This window comes from Enterobacteriaceae bacterium ESL0689 (assembly GCA_029433525.1).
GTDB lineage: Bacteria > Pseudomonadota > Gammaproteobacteria > Enterobacterales > Enterobacteriaceae > JAQTIF01.
Window position 1 is genome coordinate 992,789 of the sequence record JAQTIF010000001.1, and the last position, 21,315, is coordinate 1,014,103.

Annotated in this window: 18 protein-coding genes and 3 pseudogenes; 15 read left to right on the plus strand and 6 right to left on the minus strand. The window is 49.5% G+C overall.

Annotation, left to right across the window (positions count from 1 at the left end):
• Nucleotides 1-341: 341 nt before the first annotated feature.
• Together PT300_04960 and yjfP are read left to right on the plus strand one after the other, a co-directional pair.
• Nucleotides 342-1,489: pseudogene (locus PT300_04960) on the plus strand (IS256 family transposase).
• A gap of 370 nt (nucleotides 1,490-1,859) precedes the next feature.
• A complete protein-coding gene (yjfP, locus tag PT300_04965) occupies nucleotides 1,860-2,576 on the plus strand; it encodes an esterase (GenBank protein MDF7679996.1) in 717 nt (238 codons plus the stop codon).
• Here the strand turns inward: yjfP and ulaR are convergent.
• Both ulaR and ulaG read right to left on the minus strand, forming a co-directional pair.
• Nucleotides 2,573-3,328, minus strand: a complete 756-nt coding sequence (ulaR, locus tag PT300_04970; GenBank protein ID MDF7679997.1) for an HTH-type transcriptional regulator UlaR — start codon at nucleotides 3,326-3,328, stop codon at nucleotides 2,573-2,575. The two genes, yjfP and ulaR, sit on opposite strands and share 4 nt — an antisense overlap.
• Before the next feature lie 110 nt (nucleotides 3,329-3,438).
• Nucleotides 3,439-4,503: an L-ascorbate 6-phosphate lactonase gene (ulaG, locus tag PT300_04975; protein MDF7679998.1), complete on the minus strand. Its 1,065-nt coding sequence runs from the start codon at nucleotides 4,501-4,503 to the stop codon at nucleotides 3,439-3,441.
• 347 nt (nucleotides 4,504-4,850) lie between these two features.
• On the opposite strand from ulaG, the gene ulaA reads away from it, so the two are divergent.
• From ulaA to PT300_05005, 6 genes are read left to right on the plus strand one after another with little or no spacing between them, the layout of a single operon-like run.
• Entirely contained in the window at nucleotides 4,851-6,245 is a 1,395-nt protein-coding gene (gene ulaA / locus PT300_04980; protein ID MDF7679999.1) for a PTS ascorbate transporter subunit IIC, read from the plus strand.
• Nucleotides 6,246-6,247: 2 nt separating this feature from the next.
• Nucleotides 6,248-6,553, plus strand: a complete 306-nt coding sequence (gene ulaB / locus PT300_04985) for a PTS ascorbate transporter subunit IIB (protein ID MDF7680000.1) — start codon at nucleotides 6,248-6,250, stop codon at nucleotides 6,551-6,553.
• Between the two features lie 9 nt (nucleotides 6,554-6,562).
• The gene (gene ulaC / locus PT300_04990) at nucleotides 6,563-7,030 is read left to right on the plus strand and encodes a PTS ascorbate transporter subunit IIA (GenBank protein ID MDF7680001.1); all 468 of its coding nucleotides are present in this window, start codon (nucleotides 6,563-6,565) and stop codon (nucleotides 7,028-7,030) included.
• A gap of 14 nt (nucleotides 7,031-7,044) precedes the next feature.
• Nucleotides 7,045-7,695, plus strand: a complete 651-nt coding sequence (locus tag PT300_04995; GenBank protein ID MDF7680002.1) for a 3-keto-L-gulonate-6-phosphate decarboxylase UlaD — start codon at nucleotides 7,045-7,047, stop codon at nucleotides 7,693-7,695.
• A gap of 9 nt (nucleotides 7,696-7,704) precedes the next feature.
• The gene (locus PT300_05000; protein ID MDF7680003.1) at nucleotides 7,705-8,571 is read left to right on the plus strand and encodes an L-ribulose-5-phosphate 3-epimerase; all 867 of its coding nucleotides are present in this window, start codon (nucleotides 7,705-7,707) and stop codon (nucleotides 8,569-8,571) included.
• Nucleotides 8,559-9,245, plus strand: coding sequence for an L-ribulose-5-phosphate 4-epimerase (locus PT300_05005; GenBank protein ID MDF7680004.1), 687 nt, complete (start codon nucleotides 8,559-8,561; stop codon nucleotides 9,243-9,245). Before PT300_05000 ends, PT300_05005 begins: the two co-directional genes overlap by 13 nt.
• Before the next feature lie 172 nt (nucleotides 9,246-9,417).
• Here PT300_05005 and PT300_05010 read toward each other — a convergent pair.
• Nucleotides 9,418-10,455, minus strand: a pseudogene (locus tag PT300_05010) (IS630 family transposase).
• A 351-nt stretch (nucleotides 10,456-10,806) separates the two neighbouring features.
• On the opposite strand from PT300_05010, the gene PT300_05015 reads away from it, so the two are divergent.
• Together PT300_05015 and PT300_05020 are read left to right on the plus strand one after the other, a co-directional pair.
• The gene (locus PT300_05015; GenBank protein MDF7680005.1) at nucleotides 10,807-11,037 is read left to right on the plus strand and encodes a YgdI/YgdR family lipoprotein; all 231 of its coding nucleotides are present in this window, start codon (nucleotides 10,807-10,809) and stop codon (nucleotides 11,035-11,037) included.
• Between the two features lie 13 nt (nucleotides 11,038-11,050).
• On the plus strand, nucleotides 11,051-11,278 hold the full coding sequence (locus PT300_05020; protein ID MDF7680006.1) for a YgdI/YgdR family lipoprotein: 228 nt from the start codon (nucleotides 11,051-11,053) through the stop codon (nucleotides 11,276-11,278).
• A 240-nt stretch (nucleotides 11,279-11,518) separates the two neighbouring features.
• On the opposite strand, the pseudogene PT300_05025 reads toward PT300_05020, so the two are convergent.
• The 3 genes and pseudogenes from PT300_05025 to PT300_05035 all read right to left on the minus strand — a co-directional run bounded on the left by PT300_05025 (nucleotide 11,519) and on the right by PT300_05035 (nucleotide 14,373).
• A pseudogene (locus PT300_05025) lies at nucleotides 11,519-11,761 on the minus strand (YfdY family protein).
• A gap of 1,664 nt (nucleotides 11,762-13,425) precedes the next feature.
• The gene (locus tag PT300_05030; protein ID MDF7680007.1) at nucleotides 13,426-13,575 is read right to left on the minus strand and encodes a hypothetical protein; all 150 of its coding nucleotides are present in this window, start codon (nucleotides 13,573-13,575) and stop codon (nucleotides 13,426-13,428) included.
• 123 nt (nucleotides 13,576-13,698) lie between these two features.
• Complete coding sequence (locus PT300_05035; GenBank protein MDF7680008.1) at nucleotides 13,699-14,373, minus strand: TetR/AcrR family transcriptional regulator; 675 nt, start codon at nucleotides 14,371-14,373, stop codon at nucleotides 13,699-13,701.
• 127 nt (nucleotides 14,374-14,500) lie between these two features.
• On the opposite strand from PT300_05035, the gene PT300_05040 reads away from it, so the two are divergent.
• The 5 genes from PT300_05040 to PT300_05060 are packed head-to-tail and all read left to right on the plus strand — an operon-like array spanning nucleotide 14,501 to nucleotide 21,063.
• Nucleotides 14,501-15,532 (plus strand): HlyD family efflux transporter periplasmic adaptor subunit, encoded by a 1,032-nt coding sequence (locus tag PT300_05040; protein MDF7680009.1) that lies wholly within the window; start codon nucleotides 14,501-14,503, stop codon nucleotides 15,530-15,532.
• On the plus strand, nucleotides 15,504-17,297 hold the full coding sequence (locus PT300_05045; GenBank protein ID MDF7680010.1) for an ATP-binding cassette domain-containing protein: 1,794 nt from the start codon (nucleotides 15,504-15,506) through the stop codon (nucleotides 17,295-17,297). Before PT300_05040 ends, PT300_05045 begins: the two co-directional genes overlap by 29 nt.
• Nucleotides 17,294-18,427 carry an ABC transporter permease gene (locus PT300_05050; protein MDF7680011.1) on the plus strand — a complete coding sequence of 378 codons (1,134 nt, stop codon included), beginning with the start codon at nucleotides 17,294-17,296 and terminating at the stop codon, nucleotides 18,425-18,427. Before PT300_05045 ends, PT300_05050 begins: the two co-directional genes overlap by 4 nt.
• 2 nt (nucleotides 18,428-18,429) lie before the next feature.
• Nucleotides 18,430-19,545 (plus strand): ABC transporter permease, encoded by a 1,116-nt coding sequence (locus PT300_05055; GenBank protein ID MDF7680012.1) that lies wholly within the window; start codon nucleotides 18,430-18,432, stop codon nucleotides 19,543-19,545.
• A 15-nt stretch (nucleotides 19,546-19,560) separates the two neighbouring features.
• Complete coding sequence (locus PT300_05060; GenBank protein ID MDF7680013.1) at nucleotides 19,561-21,063, plus strand: efflux transporter outer membrane subunit; 1,503 nt, start codon at nucleotides 19,561-19,563, stop codon at nucleotides 21,061-21,063.
• The last annotated feature ends 252 nt before the right edge of the window (nucleotides 21,064-21,315 follow it).

The window sequence follows — 21,315 nt, forward strand, 5'->3', positions numbered from 1 at the left end:
CACTTCCATTTCGCATAGTCCCTGGGTCGATTCAGTATGATATTCAGAAGAACGTCAATGGACGCAATGCGCTGAAGTGTGGTATCGCTTATGGCATCCTCATGGCGAAAAACCGTTATGCCTTAGAGCCTATCCCATTAGGCTATTTTACTTGCCATTTTGGCCCTGAGCAGTGCTCGAAATCCTCACGTACTCCGTGTACGCTGCGGTTTCTCCGCGCTGTTCGTGTCCAAACTGGCTGCGCCAATAACGCCTGGTGGGATAGGCTTTTATTATTGCCAGAAACGACAAGGCGGAGCCTGTAATTTAAATTGTGTATCTGCCTGTTTTTGATATCTTCACTGCAACAACAGAGGCAGGTAAATTATGGACGAAAAAAACTCAGAACACTGGCAACTGAACTGGCCAAAAACCTGAAAACTGAAGCTGACCTCAGTCAGTTTACCCGGATGCTAACGAAGCTGACCGTCGAAACAGCGCTCAATGCAATGCGGAGTTAACTGAGCACCTCGGGTATGATAAAAATACCAGAAAATCAGGCACAAATACCCGCAATGGCTACTCATCTAAAACCCTGCTTTGCGACGACGGCCAGATTGAAATCAGTACGCCACGTGACCGCGAAAATACCTTTGAACCTCAGCTTATTAAGAAGAACCAGACCCGTATCACACAGATGGACAGCCAGATTTTGTCCCGGTATGCCAGAGGCATGACCACACGTGAAATCGTTGATACATTTAAGGAAATGTATGATGCGGATATGTCACCCACTCTGATATCTAAAGTCACTGATGCGGTGAAAGAACAGGTTATCGAATAGCAAAACCGCCCGCTGGATGCCTTGTATCCCATTGTTTACCTTGACTGTATTTTCATAAAAGTCCGTCATAATGGCAGCGTGATTAACAAAGCCGTGTTCCTCGCGCTGGGTATTAATACCTCAGGTCATAAGGAACTGCCGGGTATGTGGCTGGCTGAAAACGAAGGGGCAAAATTCTGGCTCAGTGTCCTGACAGAGCTGAAAAACCGGGGACTTCAGGATATCCTGATTGCCTATGTGGACGGCCTGAAGGGCTTTCCGGATGCCATCAACAGTGTTTACCCGCAGACCCATGTCCAGTTGTGCATCATTCACATGGTACGCAACAGTCTGAAATATGTGTCGTGGAAGGACTACAAAGCCGTTACCGGTGGCCTGAAAGCGGTGTATCAGGCCGCCACAGAGGAAGCGGCACTGATGGCACTGGATAAGTTTGCCAGCGAATGGGATGAGAAATACCTACAAATCAGTAAGAGCTGGCGTGCGCACTGGGAAAATCTCAATACGTTCTTCGGTTATCCGCCCGATATCCGCAAAGCCATCTACACGACCAATGCCATTGAATCGCTGAACAGTGTGATCCGTCAGGCGATAAAGAAACGAAAGGTATTCCCGACGGACGACTCGGTACGGAAAGTGATTTATCTGGCAATCCAGTCAGCCTCTATTATTGAGTTTGGTGATCGCCTGAGCGGGCACCTTTAATACGGTAATACGGTGGCAGTTACACAGAATGATTTACAGAGTCACAAGGCCACCTGCGCCTTAATTTGTCCTGTCTCCTGATAACCACAGTGTAGCCATAGACAGAATAATATTTCTCCAGAATGTTTCTAAAATGTTATCTTTAGCGCGTTTTTTATCCAAAAATAAGATGAAAATGTAATACAGCTCTCAATATTGCCGATAATGGTTTCTCTGTTTTCTTGTCTCCCGATTCACCATCAGACCGTCGCTTTACCGATCGCGTTGTGACATGCTGCTCTGATTGCCTTAATATCACGGAATAACAGGGGTGAATAAAAGGAGATAAGAAATGATTACCGTTGAGACATGCCAGCTCGCGGGAAGTGAAGTGTTACATGCCTGCCCTCAACAGGCGATGGATAATCCGCTGCCATGCGTCGTTTTTTATCATGGTTTTACATCGTCAAAGCTGGTGTATAGCTATTTTGCTGTCGCACTGGCACAAGCAGGATTACGGGTGATTATGCCTGATGCTGTCGATCATGGCAGCCGTTTTGATGGTGATGAGAACCTGAGAATGCAGCGTTTCTGGCCGATTTTACTACAAAACATGGCTGAGTTTCCCGCGTTGCGTAAAGCGATTATCGCACAAGGATGGCTACAGGATAATCGGCTGGCGGTGGCAGGCGCATCTATGGGCGGCATGACGGCACTGGGGATCATGGCCCATCATCCGGATTTGAAAAGTGCAGTATCGCTGATGGGGTCCGGTTATTTTACTGATCTTTCACAAACGTTATACCCTTCACATTTCACCAATACTGAACAACTGGCGCAATGGGAGATCAGCCATCGGCTTGAGGCACTGGCTAGCCGGCCTCTCTTGCTGTGGCATGGTGATCAGGATGATGTGGTGCCAGTGACACAGACACAGCGGCTCGAATCGGCACTAAAAGAGAACGGTCTGGCCTCTTTGCTGAGTTGTATTTATCAGAAGGGCGTTCGTCACCGTATCACCCCGGAGGCGCTGGCCGCAACGGTGGCTTTTCTGCAAAAAACACTTTAGACGCCAATCACTTGTACACCCTGGGCTTCAAGTTGTCTGAGGATCTGCTCATCCGCTTTCTTACCAGTAATAACCAGGTCAATCTGGCTGGCTTGGCTGAAGAGCATACCAGCACGCTCGCCGACTTTGCTGCTATCAACCAGCACAACCAGTTTACCGACAACATTCAGCATCTTTTGTTCAGCCATCGCGGTAAGCATATCTGTTTTATAGAGTCCTTCTGCCGTGAGCCCCTTACCACTGGTAAACATCCAGTGCCCGGCATACAGGCTGTTCTCACTGCCCTGTGGACTCAGGGTAATCGCATGGCTACGATTATATTGTCCCCCCATGATGATGACGCTGTCGTGTTCCTGATCGATCAAATAATTCGCCAGTGGCAGGTAATTGGTAATGATTTGGACGGCTTTTCCACATAACTCTTGCCCTAGCAGAAACGCGGTCGATCCACAATTGATCACAATACTTTCGCCAGGGCTTACCAGTTGCGAAGCCGCATGGGCAATGCGTATTTTCTCATCATGGTTTTGTGCCTGGTGAATATTCATCGGTGACCAGCGCGGGCGTTGCTCATTGACTGCTTCAGCGCCATTGCGTACTTTTTTCAGCTTGCCGTTTTCGTCAAGTTTATTGATATCACGCCGGGCGGTTGCCGGAGAGACACCCAGTCGCGAAATAATCTGCTCGACGGTGACAAATCCTGTTTGCGCCAGCCAGTCGAGTAAAATTTGATGTCTTTGTGCTTCAGCCATGAGCAAACTCGCTTAAAAATGATAAGCAATGATGATATTTGAAATAATATGAAAATAGCAACAGGGATAGCTTCCGGCGGCAAGACAAGATGTCAGTCGCCGGAAATTTTTTACAGGAAAGATTTGAAGGGTAAATCGGGTTCTATCGTGAAACAGTCGTCGAATCCACGCGGATAGTGGTACTCAAGGTTGTCTTTATCTAAAGGCCAGGTGAATTTGCCACCAACCTGCCAGATGAAAGGCTTAAAGCCATACTTCAGACGATCTTTTTTCATTTCCCATAGTAACCGGATCTCCTGGGGATCGGCCTGAAAGTTTGACCAGATATCATGATGGAACGGAATGACCACTTTGGCATTCAGTGATTCGGCCATACGCAGAATATCTGCACTGGTCATTTTGTCAGTGATACCACGCGGGTTTTCGCCATAAGACCCCAGCGCGACGTCAATCTGGTAGCGGTTGCCATGACTGGCGTAGTAGTTCGAGTAATGAGAGTCACCACTATGATAAAGCGTACCAGCAGGTGTTTTGAACAAATAATTAACCGCGCGTGAATCCATACCGTCAGGCAGAACACCGGCTGCTTTTTGTTCCTCTGGCAAAGTGATTAATACGGTGCGATCAAAGGCATCAAGGACATGAATTTCAACGTCTTTTATTTTAATAACATCACCCGGTTTGACCACTTTACAGCGCTCTGGCGGCACCCCCCAGCCTACCCACATGTCAACACAGGTTTGTGGGCCGATAAACGGCACATCATCTGCACAGTTTTGTAATACGGCGGCGGCAACATTGACATCAATATGATCATTATGATCATGTGTTGCCAGTACCGCATCAAGCTGGCGAATAGCGAAGGGGTCGAGGACGAAGGGGGTGGTGCGCAGGTTAGGTTGTAATTTTTTTACGCCTGCCATACGCTGCATCTGATGACCTGTTTTCATGAGGGGATTACGGTGACTCTGTTTACCTGTCCCGCACCAGAAATCGACACACAGATTGGCTCCTCCTTCTGACTTTAACCAGATCCCGGTACAGCCTAGCCACCACATAGCAAACGTGCCTGGTGCGACCACCTCTTGCTCAATCTCTTCATTCAGCCAGCTTCCCCACTCCGGAAAAGTATTCAGGATCCATGATTCACGGGTAATAGAACTCACTTTACTCATTTTGATACTCCTTGTTAATAATCAAAAATAATCATAATTTGATTTATATTGTCACTGACATCATCGCCATGCAAGTCTGTTTTTGTCATTTTGATAAGCGTGAATCCTGATGGCGCATCGATGAAATGAATATTTTATTTATGTTCATTTTTATATAATAAATTGAATTTAAAGTGATATTTTTAATTTTTACTCGTGGGGTAGCGGACGTTGCAGCGTACAGATAAATAAATTGCGTGGCGTATCACAAATAATCAAAATTAATCTTGTTGTGATTGATTTTGATTAATAGAGTGGCAGCAATGACATGAGGTTGTTCCTCATATCTTCACTTTCGGGGGCGTGTTATGGAGATTCTCTACCATATTTTTACGGTATTCTTTAAACAGGTGATGACCAATGCACCGTTGTTACTGGGTATTGTGACCTGTCTGGGTTATATCCTGTTGCGTAAAAGTGTCAGCGTGATCATTAAAGGCACGATCAAAACCATCATTGGTTTTATGTTACTACAGGCCGGTTCTGGCATTCTGGTCGGCACGTTTAAGCCTGTGGTCGCGAAGATGTCCGAAGTTTATGGTATCAATGGCGCCATTTCCGATACCTATGCTTCGATGATGGCCACCATTGAACGGATGGGCGAGGCCTATAGCTGGGTCGGTTATGCGGTGCTGTTAGCACTGACGTTAAATATCTGTTATGTCCTGTTGCGGCGTATTACAGGTATTCGCACGATCATGTTGACCGGGCATATCATGTTCCAGCAGGCAGGGTTAATTGCCGTCTTCTTTTATATTTATCAGTACCCGATGTGGACTACGGTTATCAGTACCGCCATCCTGGTTTCTCTCTACTGGGGCATTACCTCCAATATGATGTACAAACCCACGCAGATGGTGACTGATGGTTGTGGTTTTTCCATCGGTCACCAGCAGCAATTTGCCTCCTGGATCGCCTATAAGATAGCCCCATATCTGGGGAAAAAAGAGGAGAGTGTTGAAGATCTCAATTTGCCTGGCTGGTTGAATATTTTTCATGACAATATCGTCTCCACCGCCATTGTGATGACGGTCTTTTTTGGCGCGATTTTACTCTCTTTTGGCATTGACGTTGTGCAGCAGATGGCCGGAGAAACAAACTGGGCTATCTATATCCTGCAGACCGGTTTCTCATTTGCGGTCGCCATTTTTATTATTACCCAGGGGGTGCGGATGTTCGTTGCTGAACTCTCTGAAGCGTTTAATGGTATTTCTCAACGCTTAATTCCCGGGGCTGTACTGGCGATTGATTGCGCCGCAATTTATAGCTTTGCTCCGAACGCGGTCGTGTGGGGCTTTATCTGGGGCACGATAGGTCAGCTCATTGCTGTTGCCATTCTGGTGGGCTGTGGTTCTGCCATCCTCATCATTCCAGGGTTCATCCCGATGTTTTTCTCAAACGCGACAATCGGCGTCTTTGCCAATCACTTTGGCGGCTGGCGGGCAGCGCTCAAAATCTGTCTGATGATGGGGATGATTGAAATCTTTGGTTGCGTGTGGGCAGTGAAACTTACCCATATGAGTGCATGGATGGGAATGGCTGACTGGTCAATTCTGGCACCGCCGATCATGCAGGGATTTGCCAGCGTCGGCATGGCGTTTATGGCGATCGTTTTACTTATCGCACTGGTCTACATGTTCTTTGCTGGCCGGACGTTACGAGCCGAAGAGGATGCAGAAATACAACTTGATAAGGAGTTTTGATTATGACAGTACGTATTCTGGCAGTTTGTGGCAATGGGCAAGGCAGTTCCATGATCATGAAAATGAAAGTGGATCAGTTTTTAACACAGTCAAATGTTGACCACGCTGTGAGCAGTTGTGCTGTGGGTGAATACAAAAGTGAACTGAACGGTGCGGATATCATTATCGCTTCTACCCATATTGCGGGTGAGATTAGTGTATCCGGTAATAAATATGTCGTTGGTGTGCGCAATATGTTATCGCCCGCAGATTTTGGCCCCAAATTGCTGGCGATCATCAAAGAGCACTTTCCCGACGATATCAAATAAGGACGCATCATGAAATTACGTGATTCACTGGTGCAGAACAATTCCATCCGTCTCCAGATGGCAGCAGATAGCTGGCAGGAAGCGGTAAAAATTGGTGTTGACCTGCTGGTGGCCGCCGATGTGGTCGAGCCACGTTATTATCAGGCCATTCTGGATGGTGTTGCTCAGCATGGCCCCTATTTTGTCATTGCACCGGGTCTGGCGATGCCCCATGGCCGCCCGGAAGAGGGCGTCAAAAGAACCGGTTTTGCGCTGGTTACGTTACAAAAACCCCTGGTGTTTCATCATGAGGATAATGACCCCGTGGATATCCTGATTACTATGGCCGCCGTGGATGCCACGACCCATCAGGAAGTCGGCATTATGCAGATAGTTAACCTGTTTGAAGACGAAGCGAACTTTGATCGTTTACGTGCCTGCCGTAGCGAGCAGGAAGTGCTGGATTTAATTGATAACGCCACTGCGGCAGTTGCTTAATAAGGAAGATAAACATGTCATTACCTATGTTGCAGGTTGCACTGGATAACCAAACGCTGGCTGATGCCTACGGAACAACTCGCCTGATTGCGGAAGAAGTCGATATTATTGAAGTTGGCACAATTCTTTGTGTTGGCGAAGGCGTTCGTGCCGTTCGCGATTTAAAAGCACTATATCCGGACAAAATTGTACTGGCAGATGCCAAAATTGCCGATGCGGGAAAAATCCTCTCACGGATGTGTTTCGAAGCTCATGCTGACTGGGTGACTGTCATTTGTTGTGCCGATATCAATACTGCCAAAGGCGCGCTGGACGTTGCAAAAGAGTTTAATGGCGATGTGCAGATTGAGCTGACAGGGTACTGGACATGGGAACAGGCCCGGCAGTGGCATGATGCAGGTATTCAGCAGGTGGTTTATCACCGCAGTCGTGACGCACAAGCTGCTGGCGTGGCATGGAGCGATGCGGATATCGACGCGATTAAACGCCTGGCGGATATGGGCTTTAAGGTGACTGTCACCGGTGGACTGGCGCTGGATGACCTGCCGCTGTTTGCGGGGATTCCGATCCATGTATTTATTGCCGGACGTAGTATCCGTGATGCGGCATCTCCGGTCGACGCTGCGCGTCAATTTAAACAGGCTATTGTCCGGTTATGGGGATAAGGAGCGGGTATGTTGTCAAAATCAGTTCCGCTGGGTATCTATGAAAAGGCACTCCCAGCCGGGGAAGACTGGCTGGCACGGCTGAATCTGGCCAAAACACTGGAATTTGACTTTGTCGAAATTTCGATTGATGAAACCGATGCACGCCTGGCGCGACTTGACTGGAGCGGTGAACAACGCCTGGCGCTGGTCAATGCCGTGGCTGAAACCCATGTTCGTGTTCCATCAATGTGCCTGAGCGCCCATCGCCGCTTTCCGCTGGGCAGCGAAGATGACGCGGTGCGTGCTCAGGGACTCACGATCATGCGTAAGGCGATTCAGTTTGCTCAGGATACCGGTATTCGGGTGATTCAGCTTGCAGGCTATGATGTTTACTATCAGCAAGCCAACAATGAGACACGGCGTCGTTTTCGTCAGGGTTTGCAGGAAAGTGTTGCGCTGGCGAGCCGTGCTCAGGTGACATTAGCGATGGAAGTCATGGATTACCCTTTAATGAACTCGATCAGTAAAGCGCTGGGTTATGTCCATTATCTGAATAACCCGTGGTTCCAGATATATCCCGATATCGGTAATCTGTCGGCATGGGATAACGATGTGCCGATGGAATTACAGGCTGGCATTGGACATATCGTGGCGGTACATGTGAAAGATACCCGACCTGGCGTCTTTAAAAATGTGCCCTTTGGCGAGGGGGTTGTCGAATTTGAACGCTGTTTTGCGACGCTTAAACAGAGCGGTTATTGTGGGCCATACCTGATAGAAATGTGGAGTGAAACGGCAGAAGATCCGATATCCGAGGTGGCAAAAGCACGAGACTGGGTGAAAGGGTGCATGTCTCGTGCTGGTCTGATGGAGGCGCAATCATGCAAAAATTAAAGCAGCAGGTATTTGACGCCAATATGGATTTACCACGTCATGGTCTGGTGACTTTCACCTGGGGTAACGTCAGCGCCATTGATCGTGAGAAAGGGCTGGTAGTGATTAAGCCCAGTGGTGTTGCTTATGAAACGATGAAAGTCGATGACATGGTGGTGGTGGATCTGGAAGGGCATGTCGTGGCAGGACACTACCGCCCCTCTTCTGACACGGCGACTCACCTGGCGCTGTATCAGCACTATCCGGCGCTAGGGGGCGTGGTTCATACTCACTCGACTCATGCGACGGCCTGGGCGCAGGCCGGGCTTGCTATTCCTGCCCTGGGCACGACACATGCCGACTATTTTCTGGGCGATATTCCATGCACCAGAGGATTGAGTGAACAGGAGGTTCAGGCGGCTTATGAACTCAATACCGGAAAAGTCATTATTGAAACACTCGGCGATAATAACCCGATGTATACGCCGGGCGTTATCGTATATCAACATGGCCCGTTTGCCTGGGGAAAAGATGCGCATGAAGCGGTACACAATGCGGTCGTGATGGAGGAGGTCGCCAGGATGGCATGGATCGCCCAGGGTATTAACCCCCAGCTGAATCCAATTGATTATTGGTTGATGAATAAGCATTTTATGCGGAAACATGGGCCTGATGCCTATTATGGGCAGAATTAAAAAAACAGGCTCGGGCATCGGCAAATTATCTGCTGTTGAGCACCTGATAATGACAGGTAAATAAGCCTGGCTGGCCAGGCTCTTAAAGAAGGGAAATGTTATTTTCCTTCTTTATCAGCGAGTTGTTATCTTCTTTTATCGTATCGGCATCAAGCCTAAATAACTTCTCATATTAACGCTCCACTTTCGCCAGCCCCGGGCAGTTACCGGGAAATGGGGAGGCAACTTTCATAAACTGCTTCACCTGTTTCAGTAGCTGCCACATGTACCGGCACGAATGATTCCGTGTGACTGTTTCATGTAAGGACAGCCACAACCGTTCTACTGGATTCAGCCACGGTGAATATACCGGCAGGAACAACACCCTGAATTTTTTATTCCCGTCCAGCCAGTGCTCCACTTTCCGGCTTTTATGAATAACGTAGTTATCTGCTATCACCGTGATGGTCTTTGCCCGACGGTATGTGCGGCGGAGTGTTTCCAGCAAACGGATAAATAAATCAGAGTTCTTATTGCTGCCACTGACGTAATGAACTTTTCCTGTATCTGCATGCAGCGCCCCGGCCAGGTAATGCTTCTGATTCTGTCCCGGCGTGGCAACTCGTTTCTGTTGTCCTCTGAGCATCCAGTCAGCGCCGATTTTTGGGTTCAGGTCAATATCAACTTCATCCTGATAAAACACCGGATTTTCTGCCTGATCCTGAGCCAGAGCCTGCTCTATAGCGGACTGTTTTTCATCATAATGCGGGTCTCTGATTTTCAGCGTGGGCGCTGCTCTTCTCCAGACTATTCCCGCCTGTTTCAGGTAGCGGTGCAGCGTTGAACGATGAAGCGTTATATTAAAAACCTAGTTGACGATACGGGCCAGCAATTCTGTACTCCACCGTGAACGTAACCAGCCATAATCTTTCGGGGTACGCTGAATCAGCAATGGCAGAACCCGTAAGATATCGGTAACAGGCCAGTGCTGCTCTCGTCCGGGTCTGAGGCTTCTGAGGCCTTCAGTACCCTATAACGTGAACCCGTTTATCCAGCGGCCCACAGATGAACGGGCGGCACAGAGCAGCCGGGCGACATCGGTAACAGTCATTCCCTGATGCAACATAAGCATAGCGATTATCCGCCGTGCATCGTTTTTATCGCGAGTCTGCTGTGCTTCTTTACGCATAAAACGTCGTTCTTCAGGAGAAATAGCTGCTATGATCGGCATCGCTCAGTCCGGTTTGTGATTTGTGATGTCTGGCGATTGATCAGATCGCAAAATCCGGGCTGAGTTCCCTCAAAGTGATCTATTATTTTGCGAAGTTATTTAGGTAGAATCGTCCTCGTCCTGGTTCTTTTTTGCTTGGTCTGGGGATTCGTCGGCAGTCAACAATAATGGATTAAGTGATAAAAGGTGTCTGGAAATATAGGGGCCAGTTCAAATAATTTCCGTTGTTGATTAAGTCCGGACGGATTGAATGAATTAGATTAATTTTTTTTTTAACTTAGGTCTTTGAAGGCCAGAAAACAAGCTACACTAAATATGCTGCATGATGGCAGACTGGTACAAGGAGTTTTTATGAAAAAAGTAACGCTGGCCGTTCTTTTAGCTTCATTTACTGTTTTCGCCATAACAGGCTGTTCTTCTAATCAGGCTATAAAGACTACTGATGGGCGTACTATCGTAACCAACGGAAAACCAAGTATTGATAACGATACAGGACTCGTTTCTTACAAGGATGCCCAGACAGGGAAAACCGAGCAGATAAATCGTGATCAGATTACTAATATGAGTGAGCTGGATAATTAAATAAGGATTAGTTATGAATAAAAAATTTCTGTTTCCGTTAGCTGTGGTTATTGTATTATCAGCGATAACGGGTTGTACTCGTACCAGCTACGCGATACATACTAATGACGGGCGAACCATCGTCAGTGATGGTAAGCCAAAAGAGACAGAAACTGGTCTGCTGGGTTATAAGGATGCTAATGGTGTGGAGCAACAAATTAATAAAACTGATGTAAAACAAGTTAATGAAATACCGCATTAACTGAAGTTTCTGCCCAGAACCTGTAATGACAGGCTCCGGGCAGATAACCATCTAAACGGGGAAAACTGCTCCAGAGATGATTTATTCAATAACGCAAATATGAACATTAAATCCTGCCGGGAGGAGCAAAGGGGATGCAAACCGTAAAAATCAGATGAAGCATCACTTAACTCAATGAATATTGAAATAATAAAGGAGACAAGCAGTGGCTGAATGCGTTACCAGGCTGCAGCACTCACTTTACCGTTTACCATATCCCACCATAAACCGGAAAATCAAGCCACAGGCTGGTGACAGGAAAAGGAAAAAACCAGTGATTATTTCATTTCCGTCAGTCAACTATAAGGTGGTATAGTATATTAATATTGCCAGAATGACCATTCCAATAAAAGAGCTGGCAGCTGCGATAACCCCCATGACCTGCCAGACGTAGCCACTCACTGACAATATACTAATTGTAAGAAAAGTCCATAGATAGATCATCATGTCCTCCTTCTGTTTACTCTAAGATTATGCCAGATTTCATATTGTTAACCTATTTATTTTATTACAAAAATCACAGACTGAAAAGAAAATCAGTGATGAAAGAATACGTTTAAACACATGGAGCTGATTTTCCGCATGTAACTCAGATATCCGTAGGTTGTTGGTAATACAGTTGTTCATATGATGTGACGGCCTCTTGTTACCCGGTTTTATATTGATGTTTTCTCTTAAATATTCATTTTAAATCATACTAATAGCTCTTATTAAAGGTTTCTTCCTATATCCCCTGGTTTTTTCTTCGCTTACGATTCAGTAGCTGGAAAATTTTTATGCAATAACAAGATTGCGATAATTATCATGTTATCACCAGTTCATTTCCGTACATGTACTTTCAGGAAAAAGTGCCGTTTGCACTAACAACCTGATCCGAATGAGCAATATTTTCTCTTGTTCCCACGTGTCCTCGACAACCTGTCCAGGAGCATATTGTTTGTATTCCATTCTGTACAGGCCATATCTCAGAACAAATATACAATTACTGTAAGGTATGACCACCTTTCGTGTGTACTGGTATTAACGAAGGCCTCTCTTTAGTAAATGGGTATTAAATATTGCTTAACAACATGAATATTTTTTTCTAGTTTCGCTACTGTTAAATGGCGAGATGATTATGATATCATTGTCTGGTCTCCTTATACATGAAGGGGAAGGTAATGTATTATAGTAAATAAATTTTATTTCGTTATGTAAGTTAGCCACTTTTTCCGACCAGGTAAAGGTCAGGTATTTTCCCGTTTTTAATGTTTTTTCCTGAAGTGAATGAGTTTTAATGTTGTTTTGGTCAATGTATTCAGGAATCAAAAACTCACAACTGAGGCCAGGCCTTTCACCTGAATTAATATGAAAATAATTTTCAGAATATAAAGCCTGTTTGTTTTTAAAGGGGTTTTAGCAATAAGCCGTCTCAGGGTAGATAATGCTACCTCCTCCATAATAAATTGATTGTCAGGATGCTCTGTATTGATAAAATGGGTGTATTTTTTACATAGACACAACGTGATGGTATTTCCGTGATCAAATATTTTAATAGTACTGGAACAGATAGATTAATTGGTGGAGTTATTATTGTAAAATCCCATTTTTTTCTGAACGCCCGGCCCCAGGGGTAACCCGAAATGAGATTTAAAACTTCTGTTTAAACTCGTTTGTGAATCAAAACCGTAGCGCATTGTAATATTAAAGACAGGCTGCTTTGTGAGTTTGAGCGCTATTGCAGTGTTGCTAATACACCGTTGTTTGATGTATCCTCCCAACTTAAGTCCAGTTACATTGCGAAAAAGACGTTGCAGATGCCGCTAACTATAGCCCGATTTTTCTGCTACATCTTTTATTTTAATGGGATGCTGCTCAAGGCTATCCTCGATCCAAGGTAGAAGAGTAGAAATAAATTTATCCAGTTGATTCTCTTTAGACAATCGCAGAAGAGAAAGTTATATTATCTTTTGATTACAAAACACAATTTTCTACGGCATGAAAAATCTTGAGCATTTACCTGAAATCAAATAATTTGCCTGCCATATGATAAAATCAAGGGTTTTTAGATTGAACATATGGCATTTTCCCTAAAGAGTGTATGAGACTAATAAATCTGATCAATGAATTCAGAATTCCAGAGATTTCATATCGAGATAGCCGGGTTGCAACAAGCGCAATTGTATGTCTGTCTTCGAGACATTGAGGCAATTCGGTGTCCCGCTCATTTCAGCCGGATTGGTTGTACATTGCACAATCATCTGTGTTCTCGTCGGCATGTCTCCTGTAGCAGTCGACAGTACAGTCTGGATGGGGGTTCTTCCGTGCATGCGATCTGGTGGTGATCATGATCAGGGCAGCGATTCGAACATTGTGTTTCATGTACGACATCTCCTTTGAAATCAATCGCGGTCTGCTGGTTGCTTCAGCCCCGTAGTGCGAGGCAAATCAACATCGACGACAGCATTCAGCCCACCCAGCGCAAAACGCTTAAAATGTTCTGCCAGGCGTTCTTTTTCCATAGCATAAATTGTACTGACGGGTCCCGGTACTCTTCCTGCTGAAACGATGAGCATCAGGCAGGGAGCCACCACATTCAGTGTGCAGAGCAACAGTCGCGGATCATTTTCGGATAGACCTGACACTTCACTCATAATCTGTCTGATTGAGGCGATTTTTTTCGACCCTTCAAATTCAACAAACGCATTCAGTTCGACAGAAGGTGAAAACAGCTCCCGAAAAAAGACCTGGCTGTACCATCCCGCCATGCCTTTCAGTTTCATGACCAGCATATCGATGAAAGCGCTGAACTTGTCGACAGGTGCCTGCTGACTTTCCGCAAGTGCCTGTAGTTCAGCACCATCAACAAAATGCCGGTGTGCTTCAGAAAGCACGGAGAGATAAAGCCCCTCCCGTCCGCCAAAATGATAATTAATGGCAGCCATATCAACCCCTGCTGCTTGTGCAATGGCCTTATTGCTGGTTCCGGCATAGCCGTTCCGGGCAATCAGTTCGCCAGCAGTCCCGAGAATTTTCTGACGTGTTGCTTCCCCGTCTTTGCGGCGTGGTCTGTTCATTGTGCCTCCGTAAAAAATTATCCCTGAAGGATACACTTTTCTTCTTCTTTAGATTAAGTTTAAATTAAATTGTAATTTACATTTTGACTGAATGATACTGTTGATGACCTTTAAGGGATATGTTGCGATGAAAAAATCATTAATCGCCGCCGTAGTGATTATCGTTTTAGTGGGGGGGGCGGCAACATTCTGGCTGAGCAGGAGTTCATCAGGGAATGTCGGTGAAGTGACGCTGCACGGGAATGTGGATATCCGCCAGGTGTCACTGGCTTTTGAAGAGTCCGGCAGGATCAGGAAACTGGATGTCCAGGAAGGGGATCGGGTGCATGCCGGTCAGATTCTCGGTAACCTTGATATAGAATCGCTGGAGATTCAGGCGCGGCAAGCAGCGGCAAAACTGGCTGCCCAGGAGCAGACCGTTCAGGAACAACAGGCCGGCTCCCGTCCGGAAGAAATTGCCCAGGCGCGGGCACAGCTGGCATCCGCCCGGGCGCAACTGGCAAAGGCGGAGCAGGATTTAAAACGACTGCAGAATATTGCAGCCAGTACCGGGGGAAAAGGTGTCAGCAAACAGGAGACTGACGCAGCCAGAAGCAACCAGCGGGTGGCGGCGTCAAATGCCAGGGAAAGGCAGGCTAATCTTGATTTGCTGCTGAAAGGGGTGCGCAGTGAACAGCGCCAGGCCGCTGTTGCACAGACTGACGCGCTACGGGCGGATCTGGATTTACTGCACTACCGTATTTCCCAGGGCACGCTGAAAGCGCCTGTGGATGCCGTTGTGCGGGCCCGTTTGCTGGAGCCTGGCGATATGGCCGGTCCGCAGAAACCTGCCTTCACGCTGGCCCTGGATGATCCAAAGTGGGTCAGGGTCTGGCTGAGTGAAAGCGATCTGGGGCGGGTCAGAACCGGGATGACAGCACAGGTCTTCAGCGACACCTGGCCGGACAGGCCTGTCACTGGTCAGATCGGCTATATCTCTTCCGTGGCGGAGTTCACACCAAAATCAGTACAGACCGAAGATCTGCGCACTAAGCTGGTCTATGAGGTACGGGTACTGGTGAATGACCCGAAAAACACCCTGCGGATGGGCCAGCCCGCCACCGTCAAAATTGCGACGGACACGACGCAGAATGAGACCAGCCGTCATGCAGGGCTATGAGGATGCGGTGGTTGCCGGCGAGCTGTTGATGACCTTTGCCGGCAGCAGTAAAAAAGTACCGTCTGTCAGGGCGGTGGACGGTCTGAATCTGCGCATCCGTGCCGGTGAGCTGACAGCACTGGTGGGACCTGATGGCGCCGGGAAAACCACGTTTTTGCGGCTAATCGCGGGGCTGTATGTGCCCACATCGGGCACGCTGACCGTACTGGGGACGGATGTCATTGCTCATCCGCAGGCCGTTCAGAACCGGATCAGCTATATGCCGCAGCGGTTTGGCCTGTATGAGGATCTGAGCATTCAGGAAAATCTCGAACTGTATGCCGATTTGCACGGTGTGCCACAGGAGACGCGTCGGGAGCGTTTTGCCCGCCTGCTGGCAATAACCGATCTGGCCCGTTTTTCCTCCCGCCCCGCCGGGAAATTGTCCGGCGGGATGAAACAAAAGCTGGGGCTGGCCTGCACGCTGGTGCGTTCCCCGGATCTGCTGCTGCTTGATGAGCCCAGCGTCGGTGTGGATCCGCTTTCCCGCCGGGATTTATGGCAAATTATCGACCAGCTGGTGAAGGAGGAGGCGCTCAGCGTCATCATCAGTACCGCCTATATGGATGAGGCGGAACGCTGTTCTCAGGTCAATATCATGTATCAGGGAAAAATTCTGGCGCAGGGGGCTCCGGCCGAACTGACTGAAAAGGCGCGCAATCTGACCTGGGAAGTCGCTCCGCCGCCGGGTATGAAGGCGCGAACCTTGCAGGCTGCGCTGCTGGAAAAAACGGAGCGGGTTGCCGATGCAGTACCGAAAGGCGATACGGTGCGTTTTATCTGTCGTCCCGACGTCACGCCGATCGACGCCGGCGATCTACCGGACGGTACCCGGATGCAGGCCCGCGAGCCGGATCTGGAAGATGCTTTTATGTTAACCCTGCACCAGGCGCAGCAGCGCGACCATTCCGCTGCTGCCGGGATGGTCAGGACGGATATGGTTTCAGCTCAGCGGCATGATACGGTGACGGGCGATCCCGTGATAGTGGTACGCGACCTGGTGAGGCAGTTTGGCGATTTTACGGCCGTCGCCAGTACCTCATTTGACGTCAGGCGTGGTGAGATCTTCGGCCTGCTCGGACCTAATGGGGCGGGTAAAACCACCACCTTTCGCATGCTGTGTGGATTGCTTCCTGCGACCAGCGGCCAGCTTGAGGTGGCTGGTCTTAATCTCAGAACGGCCAGGGCACAGGCGCGGACGCGTATTGGTTACGTTTCGCAGAAATTCGCCCTCTACGGTAACCTCACGGTGGAGGACAATCTGACCTTTTTTGGTGGGGCGTATGGGTTATACGGAAAGAAACTCAGAACGCAGATCCGGACGGTGATTGACCAGTTTGAGCTGACGGCGGGAGCAAAAAGCGACGAGCTTCCCGGTGGATTTAAACAGCGTCTGGCGATGGCGGCGGCGCTGTTACATGAGCCGGAGATTGTGTTTCTGGATGAACCCACCAGTGGTATTGATCCGCTGGCGAGACGCGCCTTCTGGTACACCATCGGCGAGCTGGCCAACAAGGGTATCACCATTATCATCACCACGCATTTTATGGAAGAAGCGGAATACTGTGACCGGATAGCCATTCAGGATGCGGGAAAGATGCTGGCGCTTGGCACGCCTCGTGATGTGCGCGCGCAGGCCGGGACGGAATACGCTGCTGATATGAACAGTGCGTTTATCGCCATCGTTGAGCAGGCCCGGGCGGCAGGCACCAGGGGGCAGTCATGAGCCAGTCCTCTTTTGTGGTGCGCCTTGTCTCGCTGATCCGCAAGGAAACCCGTCAGCTGCTGCGGGACAGGAGTAATCTTGGCGTGGGGCTGTTGCTTCCGGTGGTGTTGATCCTGCTCTTTGGTTACGGGCTGTCATTTGATCTGTCAAACACCCGTGTCGCCGTGGTGATGGAGCAGCATTCGCCGCAGGCTGATGATGTGCTGTCCGGGCTGGCGGGCAGCCGGTATCTTACGCCGACGCGATATCCTGACATGGCGTCGGCCCGACAGGCCCTGCGCCGTGATGAGGCTGATGCCATCGTGCGTATTCCGCCGGATTATGCTCAGCAGGTTAATCAGGGGACGGCGAAAATACAGCTGATCCTCAACGGTGCCTCCACGAGCGTGGCCTCTTCCACACAGGGCTATGTTTCAGGGGCGCTGGCTTCGGATGCCGCGATCCAGGCGGACAGAGCGGCCAGCGACACGAGCGGTACCGGGAGCGTCACTATTGAACAGCGTATGTGGTTTAACGAATCGGGGAACAGCACCTGGTTTCTGGTTCCGGGGCTGATTGTTCTGATCCTGACGCTTATCGGGGCGTTTCTGACCGGGTTGCTGATTGCCCGTGAAAAAGAGCGCGGTACGCTGGAGGCAATTTTCGTGACGCCCGTCCGGCCGCTGGAGCTGGTGCTGGCAAAGCTGGCGCCATATATGATCCTCGGGTTTATCGATTTGCTGATCTGCCTGCTGGCCGCCCGATTTTTGTTTGAAGTGCCTATGCGCGGTTCGTTGCTGGCCATTATCGGCGCCTCGTTGCTCTACCTGCTGGTTTCGCTGGCGATGGGGCTGATGATTTCAGGCATGGCGCAGAGCCAGTTCCAGGCCAGCCAGATGGCGCTGCTCGCCAGTTTCATGCCGGCGATGATGTTGTCCGGTTTTGTATTCGATACCCGCAACCTTCCGCTGGCGATACAGGTTATCAGTCAGGTGCTGCCGGCAACGCATTTTATGTCGCTGATCAAAACGCTTTTCCTCGGTGGCAATGACTGGCCGCAATATTTTCGCGAATGTTCCATCATGTTGCTGTACGCGCTGGTGCTGGTGAATGCCGCGCGCCTGTCGTTACGCAAGAGGCTGAAGGTGTAGTTATGGAAACATGTATTATCTGGCTCCGGCGTGTAGGGTTTCTTATCCGTAAAGAGGTGCTGACTATCCTCAAGGAGCCGGCCAACCGGGTGATTTTATTTGCGCCGGCGTTTCTTCAGGCACTGTTGTTTGGCTATGCGGCTAATTATGATGTCAACAACGTTGATTACGCCGTGCTCGATCAGAGCAGAAGTCAGCCATCCACGCTGCTGATTTCTCATCTGGACGGCACCGGTGTCTTCCACCGGACTGCCACCCTGACCTCCGCGTCTGAAATTGCCGACACCATAACCAGCGGCAGGGCGTTGCTGGTTATCACTTTTCCGCCGGATTTTGCGGTGAAACTGAACGGGGGGGAGGCATCCCCGCTGCAGGTGATCCTTGATGGCCGGAACTCTTCTACGGCCGGCGCTGCCGCGAGCTATGTGAGCGCAGTGGTGTCTGATTTTAACCAGCAGAATCGCGGTACTTCAGCCGCCGTCTCCCTGGAAACCCGGGCCTGGTATAACCCGAATCTGGAGTCCCGCTGGAGTATGATGCCGACGCTGATTGCCTCGCTGAGCATGATGCAGACGCTGCTGCTGGCTTCTTTGTCGGTGGCACGGGAGCGGGAGCAGGGCACCTTCGATCAACTGCTGGTCACCCCTTATACCCCGATGCAGATCCTGATCGGTAAGGCTCTGCCCTCCATCGTGGTCGGGCTGGTGCAGTCCACCATTATTCTGCTGATTATTCTGTTCTGGTTCCGTATCCCGATGAACGGTTCGCTGTGGCTGTTGTACCTGGGGTTGTTGGGTTTCAATATTGCGGCGGTTGGCCTGGGACTGTCGTTGTCGGCGGTGTCCGTTAATATGCAGCAGGCCATGCTGTATACCTTCCTGCTGATCATGCCGCTGATGTTGCTTTCCGGACTACTCACACCGGTCCAGACGATGCCGGATTTTCTGAATACGCTGACCTATGCCAACCCACTGCGTTTCGCCATTGACCTGGTGCGCCGGGTTTATCTGGAAGGCGCCGTATTCTCCGATATCGCGTTTGATTTTATTCCACTATTGATTATGGCGGCCATTACGCTACCGCTGGCGGCCTGGCTTTTCCGCAACCGTCTTTACTGACAGCAGGTTTCTGATATGACATCTTGTTTTACCTCTGCTTCGCACCCCTCTTTGCTTGCTATGCCAGCACTGGCGCTTATGCTGGCGCTGAGCGGTTGTACTGTTGGCCCGGATTATCAAAAACCACAGGTTGACCATCCTTCGGACTGGTCGGCATGGCGCAGTGGCGATGCGTCGCTGCATCAGTTGCCGGGAAGCGATGCACAGATCAATATCCGCTGGTGGGAAAGTTACCACGACCCCATTCTTAATCAACTGGTCACGAAGGCGCTGAGCGCCAGCCCGGATTTGAAAACCGCAGCGCTGAATTTTGCCGCCGCCCGCGCGCAGGGCTCTCAGACTTCGGCGGCGCAGTTGCCGGAAGTCACCCTTTCGGGAAAAGTCAGCCGGGAAAAGATCGGTGAGAAGGGGAGCAGCACACGGCTTATCAGTGAAGTCTATTCGGGTACGAATGCAGACTCGTTGCTTGACATGTTCGGGCAGCCGTACTCCTGGTATCAGGCAGGCGTGGATTTTTCCTGGGAAATTGATTTATGGGGTCATGTTCGCCGGGCCGTGGAAGCCGCCGGTGCCGACACCGAAGCGCAGAAAGCCCTGCTGGCGCAGGCGCAACTGAGCATCATCAGCGATGTGGTGACGAACTATTACACACTGCGGGATATTCAGCAGCAAATTGCGCTGGCAAAGGAAGATGAGCGGTCGATGGATGAGCGGCTGGCCTTAATCAGGGCGCAGACACAGGGGGGCTCGCTGGATTACAGCGCGCTGGAGCGTCAGCAGGCCGAACTGGCTGCCACCCGGGCAAAACAGGTTGATCTGCGTCGGCAGGAGGGACAGACCATCAACCAGATCCTGCTGCTGCTGGGTGAACGACCAGGGGAACTTCAGAAAGAACTGGGCCCGCAATATAACAGCGCCGGTCAGACCGCACTGCCGGCACTGAACGCCGGGCTGCCCTCGCAGGTGGCAATCAACCGTCCGGATATCCGTTCTGCCGAAGCAAAACTTCATGCCGCCACCGCGCGGATTGGTGTAGCTAAAGCGGAATTGTATCCCAGCATCACGCTGGGCGGGCGCTTTGGCTATGACACCTGGAAGGGGAGTGATTTTGGTCAATGGGGTACCCGAACCTGGTCCATTGGCCCCAGCCTCGACCTGCCGTTGTTCGATTATGGCAAACGGAAATCGGTGGTGGTGTTGCGTGAGGTGGAACAGCAGCAGGCGGCCGTGGACTTTCATAAAACCGTGCTGAAAGCGTGGCAGGAAATCGATGATGCCCTGAACCGGTATACTGCGGCGCAGCAAAAACTGCATCAGCAGCAACAGCAGGTAAAAAGCGCTGAAGAAGCGCTGTCCATCACCGATGCCCGTTATAAAGGCGGAATGACGGATTTTATCAACGTTCTGGACAGCCAGCGCAGCGCAATCCAGGCGCGAACGGCTCTGGTGGACAGCGAAAGTGAGGTGAGAAAAGCATTTGCGGCTGTGAACAGGGCGATCGGAAATTATCCCCGATAGTTTCCGGCTGAATCACTGAACGTGTATTCCGGCGAAAAATATCACGATTTTGCACCATGACCATAATTACTGTTCATTTTGTCAGAATCGGCATTCATCCGGCCGGAAGGGCGTTTATCTCGCCAGAATTATTCTTAATGCATTGATTTTTAATCCATATCTCTCCCCCATCATTCTGGAGAGAGGGGTATGCCTGGTAAGAGAATCGCAATACGTAAAATCCAGAATCCGTGGAATTTTAAGGCTGGGTTT